Here is a 26,077-nt window from a genome sequence, read left to right on the forward strand (position 1 = left end):
ACGCAGCGAGACGCGGCAGGTTCTCACGGACGTCCCGCCCACGCCTGGTGGTCGGGAGCGACGCGCAGCTGCTCGCGGAGGCGGCCGCGCAGGACTCCGACGCGGGTGCGGCTCTCCAGGACCTGCAGTCCGCTGTCCGCCGGGTCCAGGAGGTGCCGGTCGATGAGGAGCGGCGGGCGCATCCACGTCCCGTGCTCTTCCCAGTGCCGGCCGACTTCCGGGGGCCGCACCTTGCCCCAGTACACCGGGTCGGCGGCGTAGCTCTCGATGCAGCCGGCGTGGCTCTCGCCGGTCGGCATGGTGGGGAAGGCCGCGGCCGGGATCGTCTCCAGCTTCCAGGTGATGGCGCATAGATCGACGTCTCTGTAGTCGTCCACGAAGGGGCCGTTGTCGCCGTGGTCGAAGAGAAAGTCCCTCAGGACGTCGTCCGGCCACTGCAGGGCGGCCAGTGCCGGGTCGGCGCGGAAGCGCTCGAAACTGAGGCCGCCGTCTTGGCGGCGGGCCATCAGCGGGCCGAGGTCGTTGAGCTTCATGTCATGCCCTGCTTTCCAGCGCGTACAGCTCGTAGGGGACTGTTCCGGTCTCGGTGTCTCGGTCGGACGTGCCGACGCGGGTGAACCCGGCTTCGGCCAGGACACGGCCGGAGGCGGGGCTGTCGGGGTGGTGCATGGCCTCCAGCCGGTTGAGGCCGGCGGTGGTGAAGGCGACGGTGACGACCTGGTGCGCGGCGTGGGTGGCGTAGCCGTTGCCCCAGGTGTCCTCGCGGAGGATGTAGCTGATGGTGCCCATGGACGGGGATCGTCGCCGCAGGGCGATCAGGCCGATCATCTCGTCCGCGGCGAGGATGCCCCAGGACCACTGGGCGCGCGGGTCTTCTGCGCCTCTGGCGAGGGCTGCACGGATCTTCTCCTGGGCTTGGTCGAGGGTGAGGGCCTTGCCGGTGGTGTACCGGATGGATGCGCCGCTGTAGATGCGGGTGAGGGCGGGGGCGTCGTCGGGGGTCAGTGCGCGCAGGGTCACCATGCGGCGGTCAGCTCCTTCGCGGTGGGCCGGTCGGCGGGGTCGGGTGCCAGGCACGCGGTGATGGCGTCCTTGAGCTCGGGGAACGGCCACGGCCGGACGTCGGGCAGCGCGGTGGTGGTGCCCGGGCGATGACGGCCAGCTTCTGAAGCCGGTCCAGGTCGTCGTCGTAGGCGACAGGGCGGTGACCGGTCCAGCACCAGAACAGGGAGGCACCAAGGCTCCAGATGTCGGCAGAGGGCTGTGCCTGGATGTGGGTGTCGGCGGGGGTGAGCCGAAGGAGGTGATCGTCCTCCTGGGCCGTCTCGGCCGCCTTGTCGCGGGCGTCGCCCCCGTCCGGGTTGTTGGCCTTCAGCGCGACGGCGCTCTTGGGGCCCTGGAGATTCCAGGCCCGGAAGCCGCGCCGGTCGCCCAGGAGCTGGACGGCGGCGAGCTCGCCGGTGTGTCCGGTGAGGAGGGCGACGACATACCCGGTGGGAATGGCTGGTTCCTGGCCAGTCAGGGCGTGGCGGGGAAGGAGAGACTGCCAGTCCGGCTGGACCACTACAAGACTTGAGGAGTACTCGTGACCCCTGTGAAGCAGATCGCCACCACCATCGCCACCGCCATCGCCTCCGTGAGCGGGCTCTTGTTCGCGGCGGCGCCCGCGTCCGCCGCGCCGACCGCCATCTGGACGTGCAACGCGCCCCAGTACGTGACGGGCAGCGGCGGGCACGCCGGTGTCTCGCTCCAGTGCTTCGGAACTCAAATGACGGACAAGTTCAACACCGCGGCAACCTGCAAGCGGTTGGACAACGGCTACGAGTACCGTCACGACGGCCCGATCGTGGTGACCGGTCACACCTCGACCGTGTGGTGTGACCTCGGCGCCCGCATTGTCCACGTAGCCTACGTCGCCCGGTGATCTGAGCTCCCTCTCGCCTCACCGACCACCTGCCTGCCGCCGCTCGACGCGGCCTTCTCCGGGAGGGGCGCGGCCTCCAGCCGGAGGCCGTCTTGCGCCTGGTGAGCGAAGGTCAGGCAGGAAGTGCGTCGATCGCGGCCCGCCACGGGTAGGCGTCGGGATTGCCCTGCTTGGGCTTGTGGGGCACGAACCCGCCCTCGCCGAGCAGCACGGTGACGCCGGCCTCGCGCAGGAACTCAACGTGCTTCGCGACGGCGGGGTGGGCGGCCTGGGCGTTGTTGAAGTGGGGCAGGGCGACGATCGGCAGGCCGAGGCCGATGCCTTCGGTGATCAGTCCGAGGGCGAGGGTGTCGGAGACGGCGGTCGCCCACTTTGCCAGGGTGTTGTTGGTGAGCGGGGCGACGAGGATCGCGTCCGGGGCGGGCAGGACGTCGGGCTGTGAGGGGAGTTTGTACTGCCAGCGGGCGGGGTGCCCGGTGAGCTCCTCCAGGGTCTCGATCTCGCTCTCGGTGTCCTCGGTGAGCCACCGGTGGGCGGAGGGGGTGAGGATGAGGCAGACGTCCCAGCCGGCCTGCTGGGCGGCTCGGACCGGGACATCGAGGCGACGGGCCGGCGGGGCCGCGCAGACAATCAGGTACAGGGTGCGGTTCGTGGTCACCGGGGCAGTCCACAGCGATCGGCGAGGCCGCGCAAGCGGCCCTCGGCGCTGCCGGCGCCGAGGAGGCGAAGGTCTTCGACGAGGCGCTTCGCGCGGGGTCGGCACACCACTTCTTCGGGGGCGAGTTCTTCCGCCTCCAGGAGTGTGTCGACCGCGGTCTCGCGCTGCCCGGCCTGCTTCTCGCCGATGGCACGGTCGGTGAGCAGGTGGGCCCGGCGCTCGCGTGGGAGACCGGCGAGGGAGACGGCCGGGATGTCCGCCGCGGCGGCCACGGCATCGGCTCCCTGGCTCAGCTGGACGTGGGCGGCGACCCTGTACAACGCACAGTTCGTCGGCCCGAACGAGGTCCACAGCAGGTTGCCGTCGTGGCCGAGGTGTTCGGCGTGCTCGTCGGCCTGGTCGAGGAAGCCGGGGACCGCGCGGGCGAGGACGTCGGGGCTGTGGTCGTCGGCCTCGGCGGCCGCGGCCTGGGCCATCGCCGCCTTCAGGAACAGCATCCCGAGCACCGAGAACCCTTCGGGTCCGCGCTGCACCAGGTCGCCCTGGAGCCGGTTGGCGGCCGCGGTGACGAACGCGACGGCGGCCGCCGCCTGGCCGTGGGCGGACGTGCCGGCCGGGACGATCGGCTGCAGCGGGGTGACGGGCTGGCGGCGTCTGCGGGACTGGACCGAGGCCGGCGTCTGGCCTCGCCTGCACGCCATTCTCCTCGCGGAACTCCGCAAGGCGGGTCTGCCGGACATGGACGACGCCGCGATCGACGGCTCGCACGTCCGGGCTCTGAAAGGGGGCTCACACCGGACCTTCGCCGGTCGACCGCGCGAGGCCCGGCAGCAAGCACCACCTGATCACCGACCGTCACGGAACACCCCTCGCCGCCTCGCTGACCAGCGGAAACCGGCACGACGTCACCCAGCTCATGCCCCTGCTGGACACCATCCCCAGCATTCGCGGCCTGGTGGGCCGGCCCCGTCACCGGCCACGGCGGCTGTTCGCCGACCGAGGCTACGACTACGACAAGTACCGACGCCTGCTCAGAGCCCGTGGCATCACACCGAAGATCGCACGCAGGGGCACCGCCCACGGATCCGGCCTGGGCAAGACCAGATGGGTCGTGGAGCGGACCTTCGCCTGGCTCCACCGGTTCAAACGCCTCCGGATCCGCTACGAGACACGAGCCGACCTCCACCTCGGGCTCCTCTAACTCGCCTGCAGCATCATCTGCTTGAGACGCCTCCGAACCTCATTCTGAAACGATCAGTTAATCGTGTCACGAGCTCCATGGTTCCATTGATTGGATGCTTATTTCAGAAAAGGTAACCGAGGAGGTCGACGACATCTTCGCCCCATGACGCTCCTGAAAGCATCTTCACCATCATCTCACCGACGGGCTTTTCTGCTATCCCGAGAGTCTCGTGATCGTTAATCATCAGCCATTTCGCACGATTTGCCACTGATTGATATCCGTTGGCGAGATAGACGCGTGGATCATCGGCGAAGAGAAGGATCGCATCGACTTCAGAAGAGCGCGCTGCGGCTTCAATTTCGACCAAGAGATGGCTGGCGATCCCGCGAGAGCGTGTCGAAGTGGCGACACAGAGGTCTATTATGCCGAAAATCCGCAACGGCGTATCACCGTTTTTGATCATTCGGTGGTCGATACCTACCTGCGCGACTAGAGCGCCGTGATCCCAGACCAGGTGCCTAAGGTGAGGGAGTTGCTTGTAGTAGGTGCGCGAAGGGTACTGAGGAAAGCTTGAACCAAGCAATTCTTGAATTTTCACGTGAGTGCTTGAGTCAATCTCATGTTCAAGTTTTGTTTCAGTTTTCACTGCTGCTCCGCCAGTTGGGTCGATGAGCGGACGGTATCAGCGACCGGCGAGACGGTGTCAAGATACTTTCGACCAGTCTGTCCGGGGGCCTTTTGCGGGTCCGCGGATTCACATCCCCGGCGCCCCCGGCCCAGGTGGTGAAAGCGCGGGCCTTGCACTCCTGGAGGTCGGCGAGCAGCGCCAAGTCGGGTTCTCAAGCGCTGCTGGCAGGCACGGAAGAGTTCACCGAGTTCATCCCGCAGGACGACGGGTCCAGGTCGTGGAGGACGGCCCGCTGCGCGGCCCTCCCGCACGGATGGCGGCGCCGGGCCGGAGGCGGCCTGAGCGATGGTAACGGCCTGTGCGCCCGGTGTGGCCCGCTCAGCGCGAACAGCACTCCAGCGCCTGCCACCAGCGTCCCTCCCGGTCGGTGACCACCGCCAGGACGACCGGCTCGCCACAGCGCCAGAGCTCGGTACGCACCTGTCAACCCTCGGGGCGGATGTGCATGCGTCAGTTCCCGGCCTTGCACGCGCGGTACGCATCGCCCCAGAGCCCTGAAGCGACCTTCAGATGGGGCTTTGAGGTGGGCGCCCGCAACTGTGCGGCCGTCGACTGCGAACGGCAGATGCTGCTCGGCGCAGGAGGGACTGCCGCACGAGACGCGCACCGCCGCACTGCCACGACCGGCAGCGGGCGCCGTTGTCGGTGAGAACGCGTTCGACCGTGATCCCGCATGAGGTGAAGTAGGCGTTGGCACGGATCCAGAAGGCGGCAGCGGTTTCCTTCTTCTCGTTGGTGAGGATTCGCTGCAGGCGAGGCCGGAGTGATCGTCGACGGCGGTGTGGAAGCAACTGTAGCCGGCGTTCGCCCGGTTCTTGCGGCTCGCTGGGCGACCGAGGGCTCTGTGGCCGCCCTCGTCGGCGGATGTTGCCGATTTTCTGGATGTCCACGTGGACAAGTTCGCCGGGTCTATCGCGTTCGTAGCGGCGTATGTTCCAGCGGTGGCCCGGTCCAGGTGTATGAGCCGGGCCAGGCCGTAGCGGGTCAGCACGTGGTGCACGGTGGAGAGCGCCAGCCCGAGCAGGTGGGCGATGTGGTCCGGCTCCCACCGGTGCAGGAGCCGGACCTTGGTGATGCTGAACCGCCCCGGGTTCGGTGGAGATTTCAGGGCGTTGTCGTATGCATCGCCGACGGAGCCGATCGATGCCGCGATGCCGGCCGCGTCCAGGTGCTCGGCCGGCCGGAAACTGGTGTACTGGCTGCTCGCGCCGCTGTGGTGTATCAACTCGCCGCGAACGTAGGGGTGTTCGTCGCGGGCCGCGCTGCCACGGCGCCATCTCCAGGGCGTCCAGGACGAGCTGGGTCTCCTTCGACGTCGCGGTGGACCAGCCGACGATCCGGCGGGAGAAGGTGTCCACGACGAAGGTGGCGTAGACCACTCCGGCCCAGGTGGCCACGTGCGTGAAATCCGCGACCCAGCAGCGATTCGGCGCGTCGGCGAGGAAGTCGCGGTCCACCCGGTCCGGTGCCCGATCGGGGCACGGAATGAGGAGGGCCCAGCCCTGGACGCACCGGACCGTGCCGCGCGGTGGGGCGGTGAGGCGGCGTTCGGTGTCTTCGAGGGTGAGGTCGGTGAGCGCGCGGGCTGGTTGGTCGCCGGGCAGTTGGTGGGCAATGGTGCGGAGGTCGTGGGCGACGGCGCGGGCGGCGCCGGTGAGCTGGGGTGCGATCTGGTGGTAGTCCGCGGTGTGCAGGCCCGGGTCGCCGCCCCAGGCGAGGACGGCTTTGGCCAGGCATTCATGGGAGCGGCGGACGAAGGGGAGTTCGGCTTCGATGCGTCCGTCGGGGTCGTGCAGGACGGTGTGGGTGCTGGTGCGTGTGGGAGGCATTGGTGCGGTCCGGTGCGGGTGGTCGGCGCTCGTCGTGGAGTGTGACCGGTGCCGTCGGCCTGGTCGTGCCGGCTTTCGGTCTGCTGGGTGAGAAACCGGGCACAGCCGCGGTCGGCGCGGGTCAGCAGGGCCTGGGAGGGCTGGCCGAAGGCGCGGGGCCGGAGGCCGTGTTCTTCGGGTTGGGTGTCGATGGTTGTGGGTGTGCTCATGGGGGCGTCGCCTCTGTTGCTGGTGTGTCGGTGTCGTTCGACGCTACGGAGGTGGCCTTGGTTGTCTCAATCAAGTTGCACGAAGTTGCTGTCGGTCACCCGAGTGTGTCGATTGCGGCTCTGATCAGGGCGCGGGCGGGGCCCCGAAGACGGCCAGTTGCTGGAGTTCGGCGAACGCCTTGGTGTGCACGGCGATCTCGGTGGGGCGGCTGATGGCGATTTCGGCGGACAAGGTCTCGACCAGTACGCGGTCGGTGTCGAAGACCATGAACGTCTCCAGCGGCCAGATGGCGCGCTGGGCGGTTTGCGGGATGATTCCGAGGGCGACGGCGGGCAGGGACATCAGTCCAGGAGCTTGCCGAGTTGGCCGGCCATCACTTCGGGGTCGCCGATCCGGTAGCGCAGGACGGCTTCTTCTGCCAGGAGCACGAAGCGGTGGTTGCCCTCGTAGATGAAGCGGGAGCGGCCCGGGCGGGCGGTGGCAGCGTCCGCGGCTCGTTGGGGGTGCCCTGGAAGGTGCTGATGGCTGAGAGCAGCGCGGTGGCGTTGGAGTGGGTCTGGAGGGGGCCGGGGATCACGTTGGAGCAGTAGACGCGGACGAGGCTGGTGCGCTGGTAGAGCGGGACGGCTGATTCCTGGAATGCCTTGACGTCGCTGCGGCGCAGGCGTCTCCATTCCTGGTACATCTCGTTGGCGGTGCGGGACTCGGCGATCAGGTCGGCGGTGTGTTCGTCGGCGTCGCAGGCGCGGCACCACGCGCGGATGTCGGCGTACGTGGGGAGGGTGCGGCAGTTCTCGATGCGGGATGCCTTTGACTTGTGCCGGCCGCACCGGTCCGCCACCTCGTACGACTTGAGACCGGCGTCTTTGCGCGGCCCCGTCAGGCGCCGGGCGAGGGCCGTGCGGGCGGCTTGCGCGGCCGAGGACGGACGGGGAGGCGGTCGTCATGAGGTGACGGCCTTTGGGTGTGCGTCGGTCAGATGTGGTGGTCGGCGTGCGGTACGGCCAGTTCCCACACCGACCGGAACGCCTCGGCGCACAGTTTGATCGCGCTGGGGTCTTCGGTGTGGTCGGGTTCGAGGGCCTGGCCGTCACCGGAGAAGATGTTCCAGCGCACGGCCTGGTCGTCGATGAGCCAGAAGTCGTTGCCGGGCAGCGCGAGGGTGGAGGCGCGGCGGCGATCACGCGAGGGCGCTGTCCATGCCAATGACACCAATGACAAAGGAACGGTACCGACGGGAGCCCGGTCGACTGGTCCGGCTGCGGGAGCAGGCCCTCTTTCGTGTCGGGGTTGCGGAGGAGAAGGAGGAGGTCGGGTCAGATCACGCGGAAGAGGTCGGCGGCGGCGCGGGTGTCGGTGAGGTCCTCGATGGAGCGGAGGTTGTCGCACAGGGCATCCAGGACCGAGCCGGCTCCGGCGGCGGGCAGGGCGCCTATGGCGACGCCGAAGACGCGGAAACCCAGCCGGTTTTTACTGTCGTTCCAGCCGCGCATCCATGCCTCGGTGACTCCGCATTCGTCGTCGGTGATCATCACGATGTCGCCGCGTGTGCGGGCGGCGTCGTTGAACTCCTCCTCCAGCAGGTCACCGGCCGTTGTCAGGGGCGTCTGGTAGCTGGTACCGCCGCCGAGGAAGGTCTCTGCGAAGTCGAGAGTCCGGGCGATGTCGGCGGGCCGGCCGGCCGGGAAGCGGAAGACCTGGATCTTGTCGGCGGCGGAGAACAGGATACCGACGAAGTCACGCCCTGCGTGGCGGGCCTGATCCAGCAGGGCCAGGGCGCACGCCTTGGCCCATGCCTCGCGGGTGACTCCGCCAGGCCCTTCCATGTACATGGAGTGCGAGGTGTCTACGCACGCGATGATGGCGCCCTGGCCGGTGGGCTGCTCGCCCTGGCTGTCGTAGAGCATGAGCTCCCCGGTGGCGTAGCGTGCGGCGAACACCGCACGCAGCTCGGGCAGGCCGAGACTGGCCAGCTCGGAGGGAATGACGCGGGAGAGGTCATTGCCGAGGGTGATGCCGACTAGCTCCCCGGTGGCGTTCTGCACCTTGCGGGCTCGTTCACCGTCGGCCATCTGCCGGAAGCGGCCGATCAGCTCGGCCCACTGTGCGAGATGGCTGGTGCGCAGCCGGTCGGCGAGTGAGGAGCGCTGGTCGAACGGCATCCGCTCCAGCTCGCCGGGACCGACACCCCACGCCCGCATCAGCGCGGCCTCCTCCCGCACCGCCCTCGCGGCCTTCGTCACCGCGTTCCGCGCGGCGGCACGGATGCCGGTGGCCGCGGCGGCGAGGGCCTGCGCGGCGCCCTGGGCGGCCTCATCGGCGGGCTGTTGGGGTGCCTCGGCCACGGCAGTCGCCGCGCCTTCGGTGTTCTCCTGGGCCTTCTTTGCTTGCCCGGCCTGTTCCCGGGCATCCTGGGAGCGGTCAAGGATCCGGCGCAGCGCGGTGCTCTGGGCGAGCACGGCCATGGCGGCGGCGTAGGGGTCGCCGATCGTCTCCCGGCGCAGGTCGGCGAACTCAGGTGAATCCACGAGCGCGGTGACGATCTGGTGGTTGACCAGTCGGCAGGGGTCCATCTCCGCGCGCCCGCGCAACTGCGGGTTGCCTTTGTAGGCGGCCAGGAACGTATCGGTCAGAAGGTCGGTGGCGCAGTCGTGGTGTGCGTTCAGTTCTGCGTCCAGCTCGCGCAGCCCGGTTGACTGCTCGTAGGTGTCGCGCCATGTGATCCGGTCGAACCGGTCCGCGACCACGACCGTGTGCCGTTCAGGATCAGCGGCGGACAGGCCCAGGCACGTCCCGGCCCGGCTCCCCGGCCCGTCGAGCCTGCTCGGTGCCTCACTCATGGTTCTGCTCCCCGGTGTTCAGAGCTGGGCCTGCACCGTGCTCGCGTCCATACCGAGGGCCTCGGTGAGGACGCGAGCACGGACGGCCCGCTGGCGGCCGGTGATTCGGTCGATGGCGGCGGTGGAGCGGCCGGCGCCCGCCGCCTCTTCGCGCAGCTTCTCCAGCCGCTTCCCCGCCATGGCGAGCTTGTTGTGGGCCTTCTTGATGACCCAGTCGCTCAGCGCCTCGCGGGACTGCCCGGCCATGGCGTCGAGCTGTGCCTCCAGCTCGTCGATGGTGTCGGCCAGATCGAGCGCGTCCTTGGCATCGGGATTGACCAGGTGCAGCACTTCGCGCTCGACGGTCGGGCGCTGGGCTGGGGAGTCCCACAGCACATAGGTCAGCACCGACAGGTCGGTCTCGGTGACCGCCGGACGGCCGTCGAGGTACGCGGATGCTTGGAGCAGGGCTACCGCCTGCCGCCAGCGGCGGTCGGAGGCGACGAGCTCCTTGCGGCGCAGGGCGGCGCGCAGCGTGCACACGGCATCCACGATCGCGTCCGGAACGTCCACGGCCGGGACGGCTTCGCTCACGGCATGCTGCAACGCGGGCAGTTCGACGGTGGTCCGTGTCGGCGCCACCGGGCGGCTGACGGCGGAGCGGACCAGCGCGGCGAAGTTCGAGGGGTCCTCCAGGTACCCGACCTCGATCCGCACCAGCAGCCGGTCGTAGATCGCGGCAGTATCCTCCCCGCTGGGAAGTTCGTTGCTCGCTGTGATGGCTCCGATCAAGGGGCAGCGGATCGGCTCGCCGCCGCTCTCGGGGTGGTAGATCCGCTCGTTGAGGTAGCCCAGCGTCTCGTTCAGCGCCGCTGTGGAGCACTTGAAGATCTCGTCGATGAACGCAATGTGCGCGGTCGTGGCACGGCCGTCGTAGATCTGGCGGTACTCGCCCCGGGCCAGCGCGGCGACGTCGATGGGACCGAACATTCTCGTGGGCGCGGTGAACTTCGACAGGAGGATCTCCCAGTAGGCGGCACCCTCGATCCTGCCCGTGAGTTCACGGGCCATCTCGGACTTGGCTGTTCCGGGCGGGCCGAGCACCAGCGAGTGCTGCCCTGCCAGCAGCGTCACCATCAGGATCCGCACCACGTCGGCCCGTTCGTGGAAGCGGTCCGACAGCTCGCCGCTGATCGCCCGCAGCCTCGTAGCCGTGTCCTGCGAGTCCTGCGGTCCCATATTCGGCTCCTGGCCTGTAACGCCCTGTTGGGCTGACGAGACGCCCCCAGGGGTCACGACGAAGCGCAAAGCAGCTGAGGGCGAGGGTGGTTGCCCGTGAGATGTTCTCAGAAGCGGTCCTTTGCCAGAAGGAGATCGCTTGAGGACCTGGAGGTCAACACCGTTGTGTTTGCTTCCGTGGGCGGTTCGCGAGCCCGCGCCCGAAGAACGTGATGGCGGTTCGGTGGTGTGGTTCAGGCCGGTCGTGGGGGGCGGTGTTCGGCCCGTATGTGCTGGTGGGGTTCTTACGACCCGGGGAGCAATTGGGCTCGACGTCGCGGCTGCCGTGCTGGACGACGTTCCTTCTGCTGAGCCCTATTGCTTCTTGGGTCGCGACTTCGAGGCTGCCCAGATCAGCTGCAGCTGCAGCTGCCCGATCTCAGCACCGTTCTTCATCGGCTCGGCGTTCAGCGTGATGGCCAGGAGCGGGTGCGCTCGTAGGTGCCGCAGTTCTTCGCCCGGTACAACGATGGCGTCGGCATGCACCCCCCATCGGGGTCCCGGCCGTCGCCTGCCATCCCTGTGGCACGGGCAGCTGACCGTGGCACTGGACGTGCCACTGCACGGACGGATCCTGGTCCGCTTCCCCACGGTCCTTGTGGGTGCGGGAGGACCGGCTGATCGCCTAGGCGGCACCGTCCAAGGTCGCGACGCCGTCCGTGGTTGCGGCGGCGGGCATGAGGCGGGCGGGAGAGCAAGGGGCCGGGCAGGGACGCGTCCGGGCTCAGAGTGAGCGGGATGTCGCACAGTCGTGATCCCGGAGCGGACAGGAAGGGGTTGTGTCATCTGACGTTGCGTCCTTTTCGATGCCGGTGACGCTCGTATGCGAGAGGAGTAGCGGCCGTGTCGGCGGGTGCTCCGGGGACCGCCCGGTGCGGGCGGCCCCGGCTGTCCTGAGACGGGAAACCCGGGGCACCCCGTCCCCGGACAGCGCGGCGGCCTGGGTGGGGCTCGCCTACTTGCTCTGCAGCGTCCCCAGCGGGTCGGGACCTTCCTCCAGCGCGGTGGCGTCCGCCTTCCAGTCGCTGTCCTCGCCGAGGAGGGTACTGCGCAGGAAGGCCGTTGTGAGGTGCTGGATCAGGGCGACGCGTGCGGGGTTCTCGTCGGTGGTCTCGGCGACCTCGTAGCCGGGGATGCCGCCCAGCGAGTGCTCCGCGCCGAACAGGGTGAGCAGGCTCTTGGGGCCGGGGCTGAGGGTGTAGGGGTCGGTGAACCAGTCCGGTCCGCGCGTGGACAGGTGGGACTGGTCCTTGTCGCCGGCGACAACGAGGGCGGGGGCAGCCATGGTGGCGAAGGACGGCCTCATGAAGGGGAAGTGCTCGGCGGCGAACGGCGTCAGGTCGTCGCCGAGACCGGTCAGAGCGAGCAGCACGCCCGCCTTGGCCCTCGGGTCGGACATGTCCTCGCCAGGTGTGCCGTCGGCATCGAGGACGCGTGCGCCGAGCAGGGCGCTCGCGCTCTGGGCACCCCAGGAGTGGCCGGCCACGGCGATACGGTCGCGGTCGAGGCGCCCGGCGAGGCCCGGGACGGCGGCCTGGAGGGTGTCGAGGCCGTCGAGCACGCGGGTGAGGTCTTCGATGCGGTGGCGCCACATCCGGGGCGTGCGGGGGTCCTCGGCGGGGATGCCGAGCGTGCGGGAGTCGAGGTGGGTGGGCTGGACGACCACGAAGCCCTGCGCGGCCCAATGGTCGGCGAGCGGGGCGTAGCCGTTCATCGACCAGCCATAGCCGTGGGAGAAGACGATCACGGGCAGGTCGCCGCCGGTCGCCGGGGCGGACAGGCGGACCTGGAGGTCCTCGCCCCGGCCCGGGGCGGACAGGACGACCGGCCGCGCGGATATCACCGTCACCGGCGCACCCGTGGACCTGCGCTCGTTCGGGATGCTCGATTCCGACATGGAGGTGCCTTCCGTTCAGTGCCTTTGCACTCTGGGGTCGTGTGCCCGGCCGTCGGTGTCGCCGAAGGCCGGGCGGGATGGGGGAAGGAGTGCCTTCTCGTGTGGGGCCGCACGGGCTCCGGGTGTGGCCGTTCACTCTCTTCGTCCCGGGGTGGAGCGGGATGACGGGAGCCGTCAGCCGTCCGGTCTGTCATCATGAATGAAACGGAACCTTGTTCCATTTACGATACGGAACACGGTTCCGTATTTCAACGTCGATCGATGGAAGGAGTGCCGCGGTGAACGACAGCGGCCAGACGGCGGGCAGTTCGGCCCGGTCCAAGCGCAAGGACGCACGGCGCAACCAGCAGGCTCTGCTGGACGCGGCTGCCGCCGTCTTCGTCACGTCCGGCGTGGAGGCGCCGGTCCGCGACATCGCGGCCGAGGCCGGCGTCGGGGTGGCCACGATCTACCGCCACTTCCCCACCCGGGCGGAACTCGTCATCGCCGTCTACCGCCACCAGATCGATGCCTGCGCCGAAGCCGGTCCGGCCCTGCTCGCGGCCGGCCCGACACCCCACGCCGCGCTCGCGCGGTGGGCCGACCTCTTCGTCGATTTCCTGGTCACCAAACACGGACTCGCCGCCGCGATGCAGGCCGACAGCGCCGGCTTCGAGACGCTGCACACCTACTTCCTCGACCGCCTTCTGCCCGTGTGCACCGAACTCCTCGACGCCGCCGCCGCCACCGGCGAGATCCGCCCCGGAATCGACGCCTACCAGCTCATGCGCGGCATCGGAAACCTCTGCATCGGCGCCGAGGACGATCCCCGCTACGACGCGCGCCGACTCGTCACGCTCCTCGTCGCCGGACTCCGCGACCCGCGCTGACGGTGACGGTGACGTCGGCGATGACGGGACCTCGCACAAGCGGGTGACACCCTCAAGTGATCAACGCACCACCCGCACGACCCGGTCTGCGGGCGCCGGTGGAGGCCAAACCGGCACTGTACTGGTCGCCGGAGCAGATCGCCGGCCGGCTCGGACTCCAGTTCTCCGGCGGCATCTCCAGGCATGTCTCGCACGAGGCGATCTGCCTCTCGTTCGACGCCCCGCGATGTCGTCAGGCGATCGATCGCAGCCTCACCCAGCGGCTGCGGTCCGTGCAGCCGCTGCGCCGGCCGAAGGTCGCCCGTCGGCCCACCGGCCGGGGCATCATCCGCGGCATGGTGTCCATCAGCGCCCGCCCTGCCGAAGTCAAGGACCGCAAGATGCCCGGTCACTGGGAGGACAACCTCGTGATGGGTGCACGACCCTCGGCGATCGCCACGCTCGTCGAGCGCACCACCCGCCGCACCGCCATCGTCGCGCTGCCGGACGGCATCAGGGCCGAGCAGGTCGCGCCGTACCTCACCCGAAGCCTCCTCGGCGTCCCGCCCCGGATTCGGCGGGCGCTCACTTGGGACCGGGGCCGCGAGATGGGCGAACACCAGGCCATCGCGGCCGAGACCGGCATGCCGATCTGCCTCTGCAAACCACGCACCCCTCGGCAGCGAGGCGCCAACAAGAACACCGACCGCCGGCTATGGCAGTACTCGCCCAAGGGTGCGGATCTCCGCACATTCAGCCAGGCCGACCTCGACGCCATCGACCACGAGCCCAACCACCGTCCCCGCAAAGTCCATAGCCACCGCACTCCGACAGAGGTCCACGCTGACCGCCTGAACAGCGGTGATGCGCCGACCGCTTGAGCTCGCCCCTCGCCGGCGCCGGTCCTTGCGCGCCAGGGCCGTGAAGACCTCGGCCACGAAATCACCGGGGTCCCCGCGGAGCTTCTCTACCTCACCGAGATCCACGAGCCGTGGCATGCACCGCCACGACCACCAAGAACTGGGCAAGGGGCTGGTGTCAGACCCGGCGGCGAGCGTCCTCCAGGTAGTGCAGTACGGCGGCGACGCGCCGGTCGACCTGCTGGGTGGGCGCAAGGTCGAGCTTGGCGAAGATGCTGCGGATGTGTTTGTGGATGGCACCGTCGGTGACGACGAGCCGTTCGGCGATGGCGCTGTTGCCCAACCCCTCGGCCATCAGGGCGAGTACGTCCTTCTCACGTGGGCTGAGGCGTTCCAGCCGGGTGTCCCGGCGTGAGCGTGTGAACAGCTGCGCGACGACTTCGGGGTCGACGGCGGTACCGCCGTCCACGACCCGTCGCAGTGCGTCGAGGAACTCTTCGACCCGTCCGACACGTTCCTTGAGAAGGTAGCCGATGCGGCTGATGCCGCCGGTGAGCAGTTCGGTGGCGAAAGTCTGCTCGACGTATGCGGAGAGGACGAGGACGGCGAGACCGGGGTGCCGACGCCGGGCCTCGATGGCGGCGCGGATGCCTTCGTCGGTGTGGGTGGGCGGCATTCGCACGTCAAGGATGGCGACATCGGGCCGGTGCGTGTCGATGGCGTCCAGCGCCTCGTCGGCCGTTCCGGCCTTGGCCACCACGTCGAGCGACTCCGCGCGCAGCAAGAGAGCGAGGCCCTCGCGCAGCAATGGGTCGTCCTCCGCTATCACGATCCGCATGGAAGATTCACCTCAAGGGTTGTCGGTCCGCCGAGCGGACTGGTCAGGTGAAGAGTCCCGTCATGGGCCGCGACGCGGCGGCGGATGCCGGTGAGGCCGGAGCCGGCCTTCTCGTCGGCACCGCCCCGGCCGTCGTCCTCGATGCGTAACAGGAGTCGGCCGCCCCGGCTTCGGACGGTTACGGTGGCCTGGGCGGCGCCGCTGTGCTTGGCGATGTTGGTGAGGGCCTCGGCCGTCACGAAGTAGGCGGTTGCCTCGACGGAGGAGGCGCACCGCTCCGGCAGGCGGGCGTCGGTCCGGCAGGGCACTGCGCAGTGTGCGGCCAGCCCGGAGAGCGCGTCTGCCAGGCCGCGGTCGGCGAGCACGGGCGGCAGGATACCGCGGGCGACGGTCCGTAGTTCGGCCAGCGCCTGTTCGGCGGCGGACTGGGCGCGTTCGAGGAGTTCGTCGGCGCCGACCGGGTCGCGGGCCACCATACGGCGGGCGGCACCGAGCAGCACGGTGACGGTGACGATGCGGTTCTGGGTGCCGTCGTGGAGGGAACGTTCGATACGGCGGAGTTCGGCGGCGTGGGCGTCCAGCGCGGCGGCCCGGGTCGCGGTCAGCTCGATGATGCGCAGGGGGAGATCGGTGTCCGGCCCTGCCGTCAGGAGGCGCACGCCGGGCCATGCCTGAAGTCGGGCCAGACTGGGGCCGAGGCCGAGGATGATGGCGATCCAGCCCACGCCGAGCAGGCACACCGCGGCGGCGTCCAGCCAGGATTCCGCAGTTCCGAACCCCAGTGCGGTGCTGGTGGCATCCGCAGGCGCGAACGGCCACAGCAGCGGGAAGGCGGTGTCGCGGACGGCAAAGATTGGCAGCACAATGCCGAGCAGCCCGAGGAACAGGCCGAACGTGGCGTGCGTCACCAGCCAGCCGGCCTCGCGGCGGGTGGTGGCATCGACGAGGGCGAGACGCAGCTGGGTGGGCGGTGGGTTCGGGACGACGACCTCGGCACCGTGGCGGCTGAGCCGGTCGCGCTCCTGGCCTGCCAGCGCGTGCAGGGCGCGCAGCCCGGTCGGCGCGACGAGCAGGCCGATGCCCACCAGGCAGGCCGCGGCCGTCAGGGCGAGCCAGCCGAGGACGGCCAGCGCGAGCAGAGCCGTACCGAAGCCGCTCGCGAGCTGTCTCAGCGCGGCGGAGGCGGCACCGACGACGTCCTTGACGAAGCCCGTCGCACCGGGCCCGGCCCGGTCGTCGGCCCCGAAGTTCTGCTGGATGGTCACCCCGCTCCTCCTCACTTCGCCCTGCGGATGTGCCAACCACCTTATGCCTGGGCCGACATGGCGGTTTCGGTGGTACAGCCTGCTGTACCACCGATTCGGCAGCACGAGGGATGGGCCGGGGAGAGACCGGTCCGTAGCGTCGATGACACCGCAAATCTCTGGAAGGAGTTCCCGTGGCGCACACGGACCCCTACCGCCTCACTCTGGCCGACAGCCGGGACGGGGCGCAGGCCGACATCGGCCCCACGGACTTCGTCGGCGTCCTGCTCCGGGTGGCCCTGGTGGTCAGCGTGATCGGCAACATGGTGGTTTCGTACGGTGTGGCGGGCAGCGGGGCACACCTGGCCTTCGGCGGGGTCACCGCGGTGTGCGTCACCGTGCTGGTCGTGCGCCGTCTGCGGAGCCGTCGATGAGCTCTGCCGCCTTCAGCCGCCGCGAAGCCGTCCGCGCGGCGCCCGACGCGCCGTCGGGCCCGGCGGTTGTGCTGACGCAGGTCAGCACGGTGTACACGGGAGGAACACGTGCCCTGGACGATGTGCGCCGGCTGTGTGGCATGGCATATTCCTCGCCGTGATGGGACCGTCGGACTCCGGCAGGAGCACCTTGATGCACCGCGCGGCCGGACTGGACTTGCGGTCGCCCACCCGGACCCCGGGCGTGGCTGTATCGATCGCGGGGCAGCGCCGCGTGAACGCGCGGAGCCTCCGCGTACCTCGTCGCGGGCGGCAAACCGTCGTGACACCTCATTTCGCGGCACGGCAACACGGGCCGCAGGCGCTCGCCGCGGTCCACTCAGGACCACGGCGAGCGAACATGTCGGTGAACTGTGCAGGTCAGACCGCCGGCGCGGGTCGCACATCCTCAGCGACCGGTGCGGGCTCGTAGCCGAGCCGACCGCGGGTGGCGATCAGCAGGACCACGGTCGCGACGAACGAGCTGATCAGGAACGCATGCGTGGTGTTGTCGGAAGAGAGCCATGGGAACATCTCCGACCAGGCGACGGAGAAGTAGTTGTTGACGCTGACGTGCAGCAGCATGGCCAACGGCAGACTCTCGCCGGTGCGATTGAACACCCAGGTCATCACGAAGCTGAAGACGATGGTGGTGGCGACGAATTCCGTCGGCTGCCACCAGGACACGTCCGGCCAGCCGCCCCATTCCGTCAGGAACAACGGCAGATGCCACACACCCCACAGCGGGCCGATGATCAGGGTGCCGATCAGGGCGCCGTGCCGGCGCTGAAGGTGCGGCATGGCGAAGTCGCGCCAGCCCGGCTCCTCGGCGAGACCAGTAGTGATCATTTGCATGAGCAGTCCGGGCACGAACACGACCAGCACCATGACGCTCGGCATCACCGGCTTGGTACCGCCCAATGCCATGGAGACCAGGGTGAGCGCTGCGGGCGCGGAGAGGGTGACCCCCACGTACCAGCGCCAGCTGACACGCCACTTGGCCATTCGCCGCAGCCAGTTCCGCAGACCCGCACGTCCCTCGGAGGCATTGGTGACCAGGAACGCCGACAGGAGGGGGCCGAGATAGGCGCCGGGCAGAACGCCCAGCAGCTGACCGGCCGCGCCGCCGGGATAGGAGAAGTCCAGGGCGCCCACACCGCTCCCGGACAGGATGTACGGCGTCCACGCCAGCCAGCTGAGCAGGTACGCCAGCGAGAAGAACCAGGTCAGCGGTCGGCAACGGAGGCTCCCCCGCAAGCCGCCCGGACGGCCGTGCCGGTCTGCTGGAAGCGTCGGATCATTGTTGTGTTCCGGTCCGGAACCCGTACTGAGGGGCGTGCGCGTGCTCACCGGAGCATCCCTTCTGGTGTGTGTCAACTGGCCTTCTCAGAACACCAGTTGAGGGAGCCCGGATCATTGTCGCGCACACCCCGAATCGGAGTACAGCAGGCTGTACCCGCTGAATGAGGCCGAGAGGCATTCACGGCCGGGACCACTATTCCGAAAGCGTTCTCCGTGAATTGTGGGACTAACCGGCCAACGGACTTGAAATACGAGAAAGAGAGAGGGCGGGCAGGAGCATCACCATGATCGAGCCTTTGGGGCCGGGGGATCCGGCCGAGATCTCGGGATACATGCTGCGTGGAAAGCTCGGCGAGGGAGGAATGGGCAGCGTCTATCTGTCCCACACCCGAGGCGGGCAGCCCGTCGCCCTGAAGGTGATCCGGCGTGAGTTCGCGCAGGACCCCGAGTTCCTGCGGCGTTTCGCCCGCGAGGTGCAGGCGGCACACCGGGTGCAGGGGGCATACACCGCCGCAGTGGTCGACAGCAGCATCGACGGGCAGCAGCCATGGATGGCCAGCGCGTATGTCCCGGGTCCTTCGCTGGCGAACGCCGTGCTTGAACACGGGCCGCTGCCGTTGCAGACGGTACTGCTGCTGACCGCGGGTGTGGCCGAGGCGCTCCAGTCCATTCACGCGGCCGACGTGGTGCACCGCGATCTGAAACCGTCGAACGTGTTGCTCGCCGCGGACGGCCCCCGCGTCATCGACTTCGGCATCGCACGGTCCACGGAGGCGACGGCGCTGACCGGCACCGACGTGCGCCTGGGCACGCCCGCGTACATGTCGCCGGAACAGGCGGAGGGCAAACCCGCGACATCGGCACTCGACATCTTCGCGCTTGGCCTCATCGCATATTTCGCGTCAACCGGTGGTCATGCGTTCGGCGAGGGCGACGGGCACGCGCTGCTGTACCGGATCGTGGCCCGGCAACCGGACCTGGCCTCGTGTCCCGAGCCACTGCGTCCGTTGATCGCGCGCTGTCTGGCCAAGGAGCCGGGGGAACGGCCCGTGCTCTCCGAGATCATCGAAGAATGTCACAGGATCGCGGTGGCGAAGGGCATGACACTGGCCCGGGGAGAGGGCTGGTGGCGGCCGGTCACGGGGGCCGAGGATTCGACGGGACCGGCCGGGTCCATACCATCGGCGCAGCCGTCGTACGAGCCGACCGCACCAGAGTCACCGCAGGCACACGAACCGAACGCGCTCGATCCGCGGATGTATTTCGCACAGCAGGCGGCATCCACCCAGTTCGCCCCACAGCCATCGGCCCCGCACTCGGGCAGGGACCGCGGCGCAGCGACAGTCCCCGCGGTGTCCGGGGAGGGCGACAGCTCCGAACGGACCAACATGACTCCGTCCGATGGCAGCCTGCACCGCCTGATCGGCTGCCTGCGCGGTCTGTTCGACGGCCGGCACCGCCGGGTGGCGATGGTTGTGGCAGCAGCACTGGTGCTTCTCGTGATCGTGACCGGGCTGCTGAACGGGCTGGGGGTCCTGAAGGACCAGTAGCACTTCGTTGGGTTGATTTGATCTCGGTGGTCGTGGCGGTGCTTGCTGCGACAGCGGGAACGCGTCATGGAGGGCTTCCGCTCGGTCGGCGGAGCGCAGAGGTTCCTGGCCGCTTTCAGCGGCAGCTCACCCCCACTTCCGGCCCCGCCGCCACCTGATGACCGCCACACCGCACCGCCTCGATATGATCACCCCTTCACCATCCGGGACCAGGTCACCAGCAGCGTCGGCCGACCACGGCAGCCTGACCCAAGACCACCGCACGGGCTGTCACTGCCCCCTGATATACGGTCAGGCAGGCCGCCGTGACAACGCCTGGTGAGGTGTTCGTCTCCATGGCCGGACCGCGTGTGTGTCCCTGCGAGCAGCGGCCGTGTCCGGCACTCCCCTTTTTTGCAGCCGACCGCCGCTCCAGCGGGCTCGTCCACGACACCGTGACGTCACTCCGTTGCGACGGCACTCCCTCCGGTTCCTGCCGCATGTCCGCCGACCGAGGACAGGCGCTCGTAGAGCACGGCGTACGCGGTGTGGGCAGCGGGAAGTATCAGGGCCGCCGTCAGCAGCACGGCGGCGGCGATCGGAGCCAGGACACCCGCGGCGTACGCGGCATACGGTTTGTCGGTGCCGTGCGTCAGAACAGCGGACCTGGCCCCGTCACGCAGCGGCCCTCCGGCACGGTGCAGAACCCCGTACATCCCAACGGTGATCACGCCTGTCGGCAGGACGACGGCCGCGGTCCGCAGCGACGACGTCCGACCCCACACCAGTGACCACGACCGGCGCAGCGCCGCCATGGGAGTGAGCCCGTCCCCTGCTGCCGCGGCCGGAGCCAGGGCCAGGCCGAGCCGGGGGCACGTCCCGCGTGGCGGTCATCGCCAGGCCCCCGGTGCGGCCAGGCCGGTGACGCGCACCGTCCGCCCCAGCAGGACGCGCCAGTTGCGCCGCATGACGGTCACGGTGGCGCGGGCGACGCCGCCGTGCGAGCCGTCGTGCCTGCTGCCCCCGTCCGCCTCCGGACGGTGTGCGCCGACCACTTCGTCCTTCATGCCGTCTCGCTCTCGTTGCGCACCGGAGCCGAGGCCCGGAGCGCGGGCCCCTCACCCGTCAGTGACGATCGCGGGCAGGCGCGGGTTCCGGGTGAGTCTGCCCTCGGCCGTTCAACACGGCCCGGCGGCCGTACGGACACAGGCCATGAGTATCTCTTGCTCCCAGGTGCGTCCTCTCCCCAAGTCCACAGTGCCGACCGCCGTAGCGTCCCGGCAGGGCGCGTGCTCCTGGGCATGCTCTCGGGCTGGGCGTCGTCGCCGGGCCCACCGCGCGTTCCTCGCGAGCGTTCGCGTCCTGGATGAAGGCGACCACCGGCACCGGCTGTGTGCAGCGCTGATCGGGGGCGGTGCCGGAAAGAAGCGTTCGGTGGTGCCTGCACTACTTCACATGGGCAACTGGCTGCATTGATGGGGCGGGGCGCTGTTCCTACCGTCGAAGGCTGTCGAACTCAGGCTCCCGGAAGGTACCCGCCCATGTCAGTGCCCCTGCCCGCCGACGCCGTCCGCCTTGAGCGGGTCAGCAGGACCTACGGAGGTGATCAACCGGTCACGGCGCTGGCCGAGGTCGATGTCCGGTTCCTCCGCAGGACGATGACGGCGGTGATGGGGCCGTCCGGGTCCGGTAAGAGCACCCTGCTGCACTGCGCGGCCGGACTGGACCGGCCCACCTCAGGCCGTGTCATGATCGGTGCCACCGACCTGTCATCGATGTCGGAGAAGCGGCTGACCGAGCTGCGCCGCGACCGGATCGGCTTCATCTTTCAGGCGTTCAACCTGGTCGGCGCGCTCACCGTGGAACAGAACATCCTGCTGCCGTCCCGGCTGTCCGGCAGACGCCCGGACCTGGCGTGGCTCGCGGAGGTGATCGGACGGGTCGGGCTGGGCCACCGGCTCGGGCACCGCCCGGCGGAACTGTCCGGCGGCCAGCAGCAGCGAGTGGCGATCGCACGGGCGCTGGTCACCCGGCCCGAGGTGATCTTCTGCGACGAGCCGACCGGGGCACTCGACACGCAGACAGCCGCCGAGGTTCTGGCTCTGCTGCGGTCGGTGGTCGACCAGGCCGGGCAGACAGTGATCATGGTGACCCACGACCCGGTCGCCGCGTCGTACGCCGACCGCGTCATGGTACTGGCCGACGGCCGGATCATGCGGGACACCCCGCAGCCAGGCGTCCAGCGGATCGCCGAGCAGCTGGCGATGCTCGACCGCCGCCGGCAGCAGCCCGTCGCGAGCCGGGAGGGCTGAGCAGTGCTCGGACTCGCCGCACAGATGCTGCGGTACCGCAAAGGCACTTTCATCGCGACGTTCATCGCGCTCGCCACCGGGGTCGTGATCCTTACGGTGTGCGGCGTGCTCGTGGAGTCGGGGCTGCGGTACAACGGGGAGACGCAGCGGTACGGCGCGGCATTCGCCGTCGTCGCCAAGCACGAGCTCACGGTGCAGGGGCCGGAACGGTTCGGTGAGCGTGAGACCAGCACGGTGACACTGCCCGAGCGCGGCAGCGTCCCGGAATCGCTGGTCGGCAAGGTCGCCTCGGTCCCCGGCGTGGCGCGGGCGGTGGGAGATCGGACGATCAGCGTCGCGGCGGCGGTCGCGCCGAAGGTGCCGCTCACGGGCCACGGCTGGGGAAGCGCGGCGCTCACTCCCTACAAAGTGGTGTCCGGCACCGCGCCGCGAGTCGAGGGCGAGATCGCCGTGGACCAGCGGCTCGCAGCCGCGGGGAAGCTGCGTCCCGGCAGCACCACGACGATACTCACCGACGGCGCCGTCCAGCAGGTCCGGGTGAGCGGCGTCGTTGGGACGTCTGGCGCGCGCGGGCCGCAGGCGGTGGTGTTCTTCACCGACGTACAGGCGGCCCGGCTCTCCCCCCGTCCGGGCCTTGTCGACGCGATCGGCGTTCTTCCCGCGAAGGGCGCCGACCGGGCGGCCGTCACCGCTGCGTTGAAGCGCATCGTGGACGGCACCGGGACGAAGGTTTACACGGGTGATGAGCGGGGGCTGGCCGAACAGCCTGAGGCGGTCGCCGCCAAGACCTTCACCGTGGAGGCCGGCGGCGCGTTCGGCGGCTACGCCGCGCTCATTACCAGTTTCGTGGTCGCCGCGACGGTCGGCCTGTCGGTGCGGCACCGCCGCCGCGACTTCGCCCTGTTGCGGGCGGTCGCGGCGACCCCTGGCCAGGTGCGGATGCTGATCCTCGGTGAGGTGGGCATGCTCAGCCTGCTCGCAGCGGTGGTGGGGGTCCCGCTCGGCCTGCTCGCCGGGCTCTGGATCAGGGCCGAGCTGGTGACCCGCGGGTTTGTCCCGGAGACGTTCACCATGAGCAGCGGGGTCCTGGCCGCGCCGGCGGTGGTCGCTGCGGTGGCCGCCGTAGCGCTGCTCTCCGGCTGGATCGCCGCCCGGCGTACCGCCCGCATCCGTCCCACCGAGGCGCTCGGCGAGGCATCCGTGGAGCCGACTCTGGGCGGCAAGGTCCGGATCGTGTCCGGCGTGGCGGTCCTCGGCGTCGCGTTCGCACTGATCGCCTTCACCGGCAGCACCGGCGGCCAGGCCGCCATGGGCTCCGCGGTGGGCATGCTGTGCACGTTCGTTCTGGCGATCGCGCTGCTCGCCCCGTGGATCAACCGGGCCGCCGCCGTGGCGCTCGCTCCGGTTCTGCGGACAGTGTTCGGCGACAGCGGGTATCTGGCCGCCGCGAACCTGCGGGCAAACGCGCGCGGCATGGTCGCCGTCCTGACAGCGCTGGTGCTCTCCGTGGGGTTCGGCGGCACCATCTGGTTCCTGCAGGACAACCTGGAACGCCAGACTGTGATCCAGAGCAAGGAGGGCACGATCGCCCAGCACGCGCTGGTCGGCGGCGCGGGCCTGCCCGCCGCAGCGGCCGCGCAGGCCCGGCGGATCCCCGGGGTGCTCGCCGCGACCGGGGTCCGCCGTACCTCGGTACTCGTGCCCTTCATGGACGAGGCGATGGCGGTGGTCGCGCAAGGCATCGATCCCCAGGGCGCGAGCAGGACCATGAACCTGAAGGTGACGTCCGGGCACCTGGACGACCTGCAGGGCCGCGACACGGTGGCGGTCTCCTCGTCCCAGGCGGGCACTTCGGGCTGGAAGGTCGGCAGCATGGCCAAGCTGTGGCTCGGGGACGGCACGCCGGTCACCCTGAAGGTCGTCGCCGTCTACGGCCGGGGCTTCGGGTTCGGCGACGTCACACTGACCAACGAAACGCTCGCCGGACACACCGCGACCGGCCTGGACGACCACGTGCTGATCCGCAGCGCGCCGGGCGCCGACGTGGGGCCGGCCCTGACGAAGCTCGCGGGCGCGTACCCGGCGAGCACCGTGACCGGCACCGATCAGTTCACCGGCAAGCTCGCCGACGACCTGGCGATCAGCTCCTGGCTCAACCGGCTGCTGGTCGCCGTGCTGGTCGGATACGCGGTGCTCGCGGCCGCCAACACGCTCATCATGGCCGCGCTGGCCCGGGCCCGGGAGCTGTCGCTGCTGCGCCTGGTCGGGGTAACCCGCCGCCAAGTGAAGCGGATGGCGAACGCGGAGCAGGCCGCTCTGCTGGGCGTGGCGCTCACGATCGGCGTCGCGGTCGCAGCGGTCGCGCTGTCCTCGATCGTCAACGCCGTCGCCGGGCAGCCCATCCCGTACGTTCCGGCGCTGGGCCTGGTCGTCATCATCGGCGGAACGGCCGCGCTGGCGCTGGGGTCCACGATCATCCCGATCGGGCGGCTCCTCCGCACCCCACCGGTCGAGGGAATAGGCATCCGCGAATAGCGCCTCGCACCGCTCCGCATCAGTCGGGTGCGCTGCCCGTCGGGCAGCGCACCCGACTGCTCTGTGCCGGATCAGTAGGCGGCCGGCCCGTCGTGGTCGCTGCAACGGGACAGTAGCGCTGGCTGCACCATGTTTCTTCCTGCGTGCGTTATGGAGCCGGATGCTCTTGATCGAGATTCTTGAAGCATTACTGAGAAACGTCCCCCACACCACTTACCAGGTGTTTTTGAGGAGCAATGGTGTCCGAGCACTTCCAGCCCGCCACCCATCCGAACGTCCCGTCCAAGCCCCGCCGGAGGCTGTCACGGATCAGCGTGGCGACCGTGGTCGGCGTCCTCGCCGTAGGCGGCCTGACAGGCTGCAGAGACGGCGACGCGTCCGACGCCGAGGCGGAAATCGGCGCGGCCAAGAACGAAATTGCCCTGCAGAAGGCGATGCGGGAGCTGGTGCAGGCGGGATTCCCCGGCGTGCTGGTCTCCGTCAAGGGCAAGGACGGCAAGACCCGCGACTACACGGCCGGGGTCGGCAACCGCGAGACTGGCACCGCTCCGCCGAAGAACGGGCACGTGCGGATCGGCAGCAACACCAAGACGTTCGTCGCCGCGACCGTCCTGCAACTGGTCGGCGAGGGCACGGTGAAGCTGGACGAGCCGATCGACACCTACCTTCCGGGCGTCGTCGAGGGACCGGACTACGACGGCGAGAAGATCACCGTGCGGAACCTGCTCGGGCACACCAGCGGCCTCCCCGACTACACCGAGTTCGTGGACGCGAGCACCGCCACCGCCCCGAGCCGGACCTACACGGCGAAGGAACTTCTCAGCCCCACGCTGCGGCACAAGGCGGTGTTCCCCGTCGGGAAGAGGCGCCAGTACAGCAACACCAACTACATCGTCGCGGGGATGCTCGTCGAGAAGGTCACCCGCAAGCCGGTGGGCGAGGCGGTCACCGAGCGCGTCATCGAACGGCTCGGCCTGAAGCAGACCTACTGGCCCGAGCCCGGGGACAGGAACGTCCGGAAGCCGCGTATGGAGGGCTACATCGCGCCGCCCGGAGGCGAGTTGAAGAACGCCACCGAGATAGACCCCTCGGTCTCCGGAGCCGCAGGCATGGTGATCTCCACCCCGCGTGACCTCAACCGCTTCTTCGCGAGCCTGGTCGGCGGCAAGGTGGTGCCCGCAGCGCAGCTGAAGGAGATGCAGAAGACCGTCGAATCACCGGACGAGGAGCCCAACACCGTCTTCGGTCTCGGCCTCGACAAGATCACTCTGTCCTGCACCGCGATGTGGGGCCATGGCGGCGACATCCACGGCTACGAGACTCGCGGTGGTGTGACCAGCGACGGCCGCGAGGTCACGGTGGCCGTCAACGCCCTGCCCGGCGCGATCATCTCCAAGCAGGACTCGATGGAGGCAATGACCAAGGAGGCCATACAGAAGATCGAGCAGGTCACGAACCTGGTCGACACGGCCATCTGCGGGTGACGAGACCGTTGCAGCGTGGCCGGAAACTCCCGGACTGTGCGGACCAGGGCGGGTCCTCGTGACGGAGGGCGCCCCGGCCACCCGACCCGGCACTCGGTCACGCGGTCCCCCTGCACCCTTTACGACAGTTCCCCGAGCCGGCCCCACATCGCGCGCGGATACTTCG

General features: G+C 69.4%; 26 protein-coding genes and 5 pseudogenes. 11 read left to right on the forward strand and 20 right to left on the reverse strand.

What is annotated here, in order from left to right:
- Window positions 1–23 precede the first annotated feature (23 nt).
- The 3 genes from ACFC79_RS30515 to ACFC79_RS30525 are packed head-to-tail and all read right to left on the reverse strand — an operon-like array spanning window position 24 to window position 1,564.
- On the reverse strand, window positions 24–533 hold the full coding sequence (locus ACFC79_RS30515; protein ID WP_376246733.1) for a hypothetical protein: 510 nt from the start codon (window positions 531–533) through the stop codon (window positions 24–26).
- Window position 534: 1 nt separating this feature from the next.
- Window positions 535–1,023, reverse strand: coding sequence for a GNAT family N-acetyltransferase (locus tag ACFC79_RS30520; RefSeq protein ID WP_376246736.1), 489 nt, complete (start codon window positions 1,021–1,023; stop codon window positions 535–537).
- 7 nt (window positions 1,024–1,030) lie between these two features.
- Window positions 1,031–1,564, reverse strand: coding sequence for a hypothetical protein (locus ACFC79_RS30525; RefSeq protein ID WP_376246739.1), 534 nt, complete (start codon window positions 1,562–1,564; stop codon window positions 1,031–1,033).
- A 21-nt stretch (window positions 1,565–1,585) separates the two neighbouring features.
- Between ACFC79_RS30525 and ACFC79_RS30530 the strand changes: the two genes are divergently transcribed.
- A complete protein-coding gene (locus ACFC79_RS30530; protein WP_376246741.1) occupies window positions 1,586–1,924 on the forward strand; it encodes a hypothetical protein in 339 nt (112 codons plus the stop codon).
- Between the two features lie 112 nt (window positions 1,925–2,036).
- On the opposite strand, the gene ACFC79_RS30535 is transcribed toward ACFC79_RS30530, so the two are convergent.
- Entirely contained in the window at window positions 2,037–2,582 is a 546-nt protein-coding gene (locus ACFC79_RS30535) for a flavoprotein (protein ID WP_376246744.1), read from the reverse strand.
- Entirely contained in the window at window positions 2,579–3,283 is a 705-nt protein-coding gene (locus ACFC79_RS30540) for a hypothetical protein (protein ID WP_376246916.1), read from the reverse strand. Before ACFC79_RS30540 ends, ACFC79_RS30535 begins: the two co-directional genes overlap by 4 nt.
- Between ACFC79_RS30540 and ACFC79_RS30545 the strand changes: the two are divergent.
- Window positions 3,180–3,783 (forward strand): annotated as a pseudogene (locus ACFC79_RS30545) (IS5 family transposase); the annotation flags it as partial. The gene ACFC79_RS30540 and the pseudogene ACFC79_RS30545 sit on opposite strands and share 104 nt — an antisense overlap.
- Before the next feature lie 103 nt (window positions 3,784–3,886).
- Here the strand turns inward: ACFC79_RS30545 and ACFC79_RS30550 are convergent.
- The 3 genes and pseudogenes from ACFC79_RS30550 to ACFC79_RS30560 all read right to left on the reverse strand — a co-directional run.
- Window positions 3,887–4,411 carry a GNAT family N-acetyltransferase gene (locus ACFC79_RS30550; RefSeq protein ID WP_376246747.1) on the reverse strand — a complete coding sequence of 175 codons (525 nt, stop codon included), beginning with the start codon at window positions 4,409–4,411 and terminating at the stop codon, window positions 3,887–3,889.
- A 662-nt stretch (window positions 4,412–5,073) separates the two neighbouring features.
- Window positions 5,074–5,243: pseudogene (locus tag ACFC79_RS30555) on the reverse strand (IS481 family transposase); the annotation flags it as partial.
- A gap of 517 nt (window positions 5,244–5,760) precedes the next feature.
- A pseudogene (locus ACFC79_RS30560) lies at window positions 5,761–5,910 on the reverse strand (DDE-type integrase/transposase/recombinase); the annotation flags it as partial.
- On the opposite strand from ACFC79_RS30560, the gene ACFC79_RS30565 reads away from it, so the two are divergent.
- The gene (locus tag ACFC79_RS30565; protein WP_376246750.1) at window positions 5,851–6,327 is read left to right on the forward strand and encodes a hypothetical protein; all 477 of its coding nucleotides are present in this window, start codon (window positions 5,851–5,853) and stop codon (window positions 6,325–6,327) included. The pseudogene ACFC79_RS30560 and the gene ACFC79_RS30565 overlap by 60 nt on opposite strands.
- 288 nt (window positions 6,328–6,615) lie before the next feature.
- On the opposite strand, the gene ACFC79_RS30570 is transcribed toward ACFC79_RS30565, so the two are convergent.
- From ACFC79_RS30570 to ACFC79_RS30600, 7 genes and pseudogenes are all read right to left on the reverse strand, one after another.
- Window positions 6,616–6,834 carry a Scr1 family TA system antitoxin-like transcriptional regulator gene (locus ACFC79_RS30570; protein ID WP_376246753.1) on the reverse strand — a complete coding sequence of 73 codons (219 nt, stop codon included), beginning with the start codon at window positions 6,832–6,834 and terminating at the stop codon, window positions 6,616–6,618.
- A complete protein-coding gene (locus tag ACFC79_RS30575) occupies window positions 6,834–7,166 on the reverse strand; it encodes a Scr1 family TA system antitoxin-like transcriptional regulator (RefSeq protein ID WP_376246903.1) in 333 nt (110 codons plus the stop codon). The genes ACFC79_RS30570 and ACFC79_RS30575 overlap by 1 nt, the downstream gene beginning before the upstream one ends.
- A 104-nt stretch (window positions 7,167–7,270) precedes the next feature.
- A pseudogene (locus ACFC79_RS30580) lies at window positions 7,271–7,333 on the reverse strand (hypothetical protein); the annotation flags it as partial.
- Window positions 7,334–7,467: 134 nt separating this feature from the next.
- Window positions 7,468–7,698, reverse strand: coding sequence for a DUF6879 family protein (locus ACFC79_RS30585; protein WP_376246756.1), 231 nt, complete (start codon window positions 7,696–7,698; stop codon window positions 7,468–7,470).
- Window positions 7,699–7,808: 110 nt separating this feature from the next.
- Window positions 7,809–9,332: a VWA domain-containing protein gene (locus ACFC79_RS30590; RefSeq protein WP_376246759.1), complete on the reverse strand. Its 1,524-nt coding sequence runs from the start codon at window positions 9,330–9,332 to the stop codon at window positions 7,809–7,811.
- A gap of 18 nt (window positions 9,333–9,350) precedes the next feature.
- Complete coding sequence (locus ACFC79_RS30595; protein WP_376246762.1) at window positions 9,351–10,550, reverse strand: AAA family ATPase; 1,200 nt, start codon at window positions 10,548–10,550, stop codon at window positions 9,351–9,353.
- Between the two features lie 994 nt (window positions 10,551–11,544).
- Window positions 11,545–12,486: an alpha/beta hydrolase family protein gene (locus tag ACFC79_RS30600; RefSeq protein WP_376246765.1), complete on the reverse strand. Its 942-nt coding sequence runs from the start codon at window positions 12,484–12,486 to the stop codon at window positions 11,545–11,547.
- Window positions 12,487–12,764: 278 nt separating this feature from the next.
- Here ACFC79_RS30600 and ACFC79_RS30605 point away from each other — a divergent pair, with 278 nt between their 5' ends.
- Complete coding sequence (locus ACFC79_RS30605; RefSeq protein ID WP_376246768.1) at window positions 12,765–13,355, forward strand: TetR/AcrR family transcriptional regulator; 591 nt, start codon at window positions 12,765–12,767, stop codon at window positions 13,353–13,355.
- Window positions 13,356–13,411: 56 nt separating this feature from the next.
- Window positions 13,412–14,215 carry an IS30 family transposase gene (locus tag ACFC79_RS30610; RefSeq protein WP_376246771.1) on the forward strand — a complete coding sequence of 268 codons (804 nt, stop codon included), beginning with the start codon at window positions 13,412–13,414 and terminating at the stop codon, window positions 14,213–14,215.
- A gap of 157 nt (window positions 14,216–14,372) precedes the next feature.
- Here the strand turns inward: ACFC79_RS30610 and ACFC79_RS30615 are convergent, their stop codons facing one another.
- On the reverse strand, window positions 14,373–15,032 hold the full coding sequence (locus ACFC79_RS30615) for a response regulator (RefSeq protein WP_376246774.1): 660 nt from the start codon (window positions 15,030–15,032) through the stop codon (window positions 14,373–14,375).
- Window positions 15,020–16,204, reverse strand: a complete 1,185-nt coding sequence (locus ACFC79_RS30620; protein ID WP_376246906.1) for a sensor histidine kinase — start codon at window positions 16,202–16,204, stop codon at window positions 15,020–15,022. Before ACFC79_RS30620 ends, ACFC79_RS30615 begins: the two co-directional genes overlap by 13 nt.
- 266 nt (window positions 16,205–16,470) lie before the next feature.
- On the opposite strand from ACFC79_RS30620, the gene ACFC79_RS30625 reads away from it, so the two are divergent.
- Window positions 16,471–16,710 (forward strand): hypothetical protein, encoded by a 240-nt coding sequence (locus ACFC79_RS30625; RefSeq protein WP_376246776.1) that lies wholly within the window; start codon window positions 16,471–16,473, stop codon window positions 16,708–16,710.
- Between the two features lie 420 nt (window positions 16,711–17,130).
- Here ACFC79_RS30625 and ACFC79_RS30630 read toward each other — a convergent pair whose 3' ends face one another.
- A complete protein-coding gene (locus ACFC79_RS30630; protein ID WP_376246779.1) occupies window positions 17,131–18,099 on the reverse strand; it encodes a CPBP family intramembrane glutamic endopeptidase in 969 nt (322 codons plus the stop codon).
- Between the two features lie 236 nt (window positions 18,100–18,335).
- Between ACFC79_RS30630 and ACFC79_RS30635 the strand changes: the two genes are divergently transcribed.
- Window positions 18,336–19,601 carry a serine/threonine-protein kinase gene (locus tag ACFC79_RS30635; protein WP_376246782.1) on the forward strand — a complete coding sequence of 422 codons (1,266 nt, stop codon included), beginning with the start codon at window positions 18,336–18,338 and terminating at the stop codon, window positions 19,599–19,601.
- A gap of 48 nt (window positions 19,602–19,649) precedes the next feature.
- Window positions 19,650–19,838, forward strand: a pseudogene (locus ACFC79_RS30640) (IS6 family transposase); the annotation flags it as partial.
- Window positions 19,839–20,041: 203 nt separating this feature from the next.
- On the opposite strand, the gene ACFC79_RS30645 reads toward ACFC79_RS30640, so the two are convergent.
- Both ACFC79_RS30645 and ACFC79_RS30650 read right to left on the reverse strand, forming a co-directional pair.
- The gene (locus tag ACFC79_RS30645; RefSeq protein WP_376246785.1) at window positions 20,042–20,395 is read right to left on the reverse strand and encodes a hypothetical protein; all 354 of its coding nucleotides are present in this window, start codon (window positions 20,393–20,395) and stop codon (window positions 20,042–20,044) included.
- 75 nt (window positions 20,396–20,470) lie between these two features.
- Entirely contained in the window at window positions 20,471–20,647 is a 177-nt protein-coding gene (locus tag ACFC79_RS30650; protein ID WP_376246788.1) for a hypothetical protein, read from the reverse strand.
- 474 nt (window positions 20,648–21,121) lie between these two features.
- Here ACFC79_RS30650 and ACFC79_RS30655 point away from each other — a divergent pair, with 474 nt between their 5' ends.
- From ACFC79_RS30655 to ACFC79_RS30665, 3 genes are all read left to right on the forward strand, one after another.
- Window positions 21,122–21,892, forward strand: a complete 771-nt coding sequence (locus ACFC79_RS30655; protein ID WP_376246791.1) for an ABC transporter ATP-binding protein — start codon at window positions 21,122–21,124, stop codon at window positions 21,890–21,892.
- Between the two features lie 3 nt (window positions 21,893–21,895).
- Complete coding sequence (locus ACFC79_RS30660; protein WP_376246794.1) at window positions 21,896–24,427, forward strand: FtsX-like permease family protein; 2,532 nt, start codon at window positions 21,896–21,898, stop codon at window positions 24,425–24,427.
- 236 nt (window positions 24,428–24,663) lie between these two features.
- Window positions 24,664–25,911 carry a serine hydrolase domain-containing protein gene (locus tag ACFC79_RS30665; RefSeq protein WP_376246797.1) on the forward strand — a complete coding sequence of 416 codons (1,248 nt, stop codon included), beginning with the start codon at window positions 24,664–24,666 and terminating at the stop codon, window positions 25,909–25,911.
- Window positions 25,912–26,077: the final 166 nt, after the last annotated feature.

Source organism: Streptomyces sp. NPDC056061, from assembly GCF_042266885.1.
GTDB lineage: Bacteria > Actinomycetota > Actinomycetes > Streptomycetales > Streptomycetaceae > Streptomyces.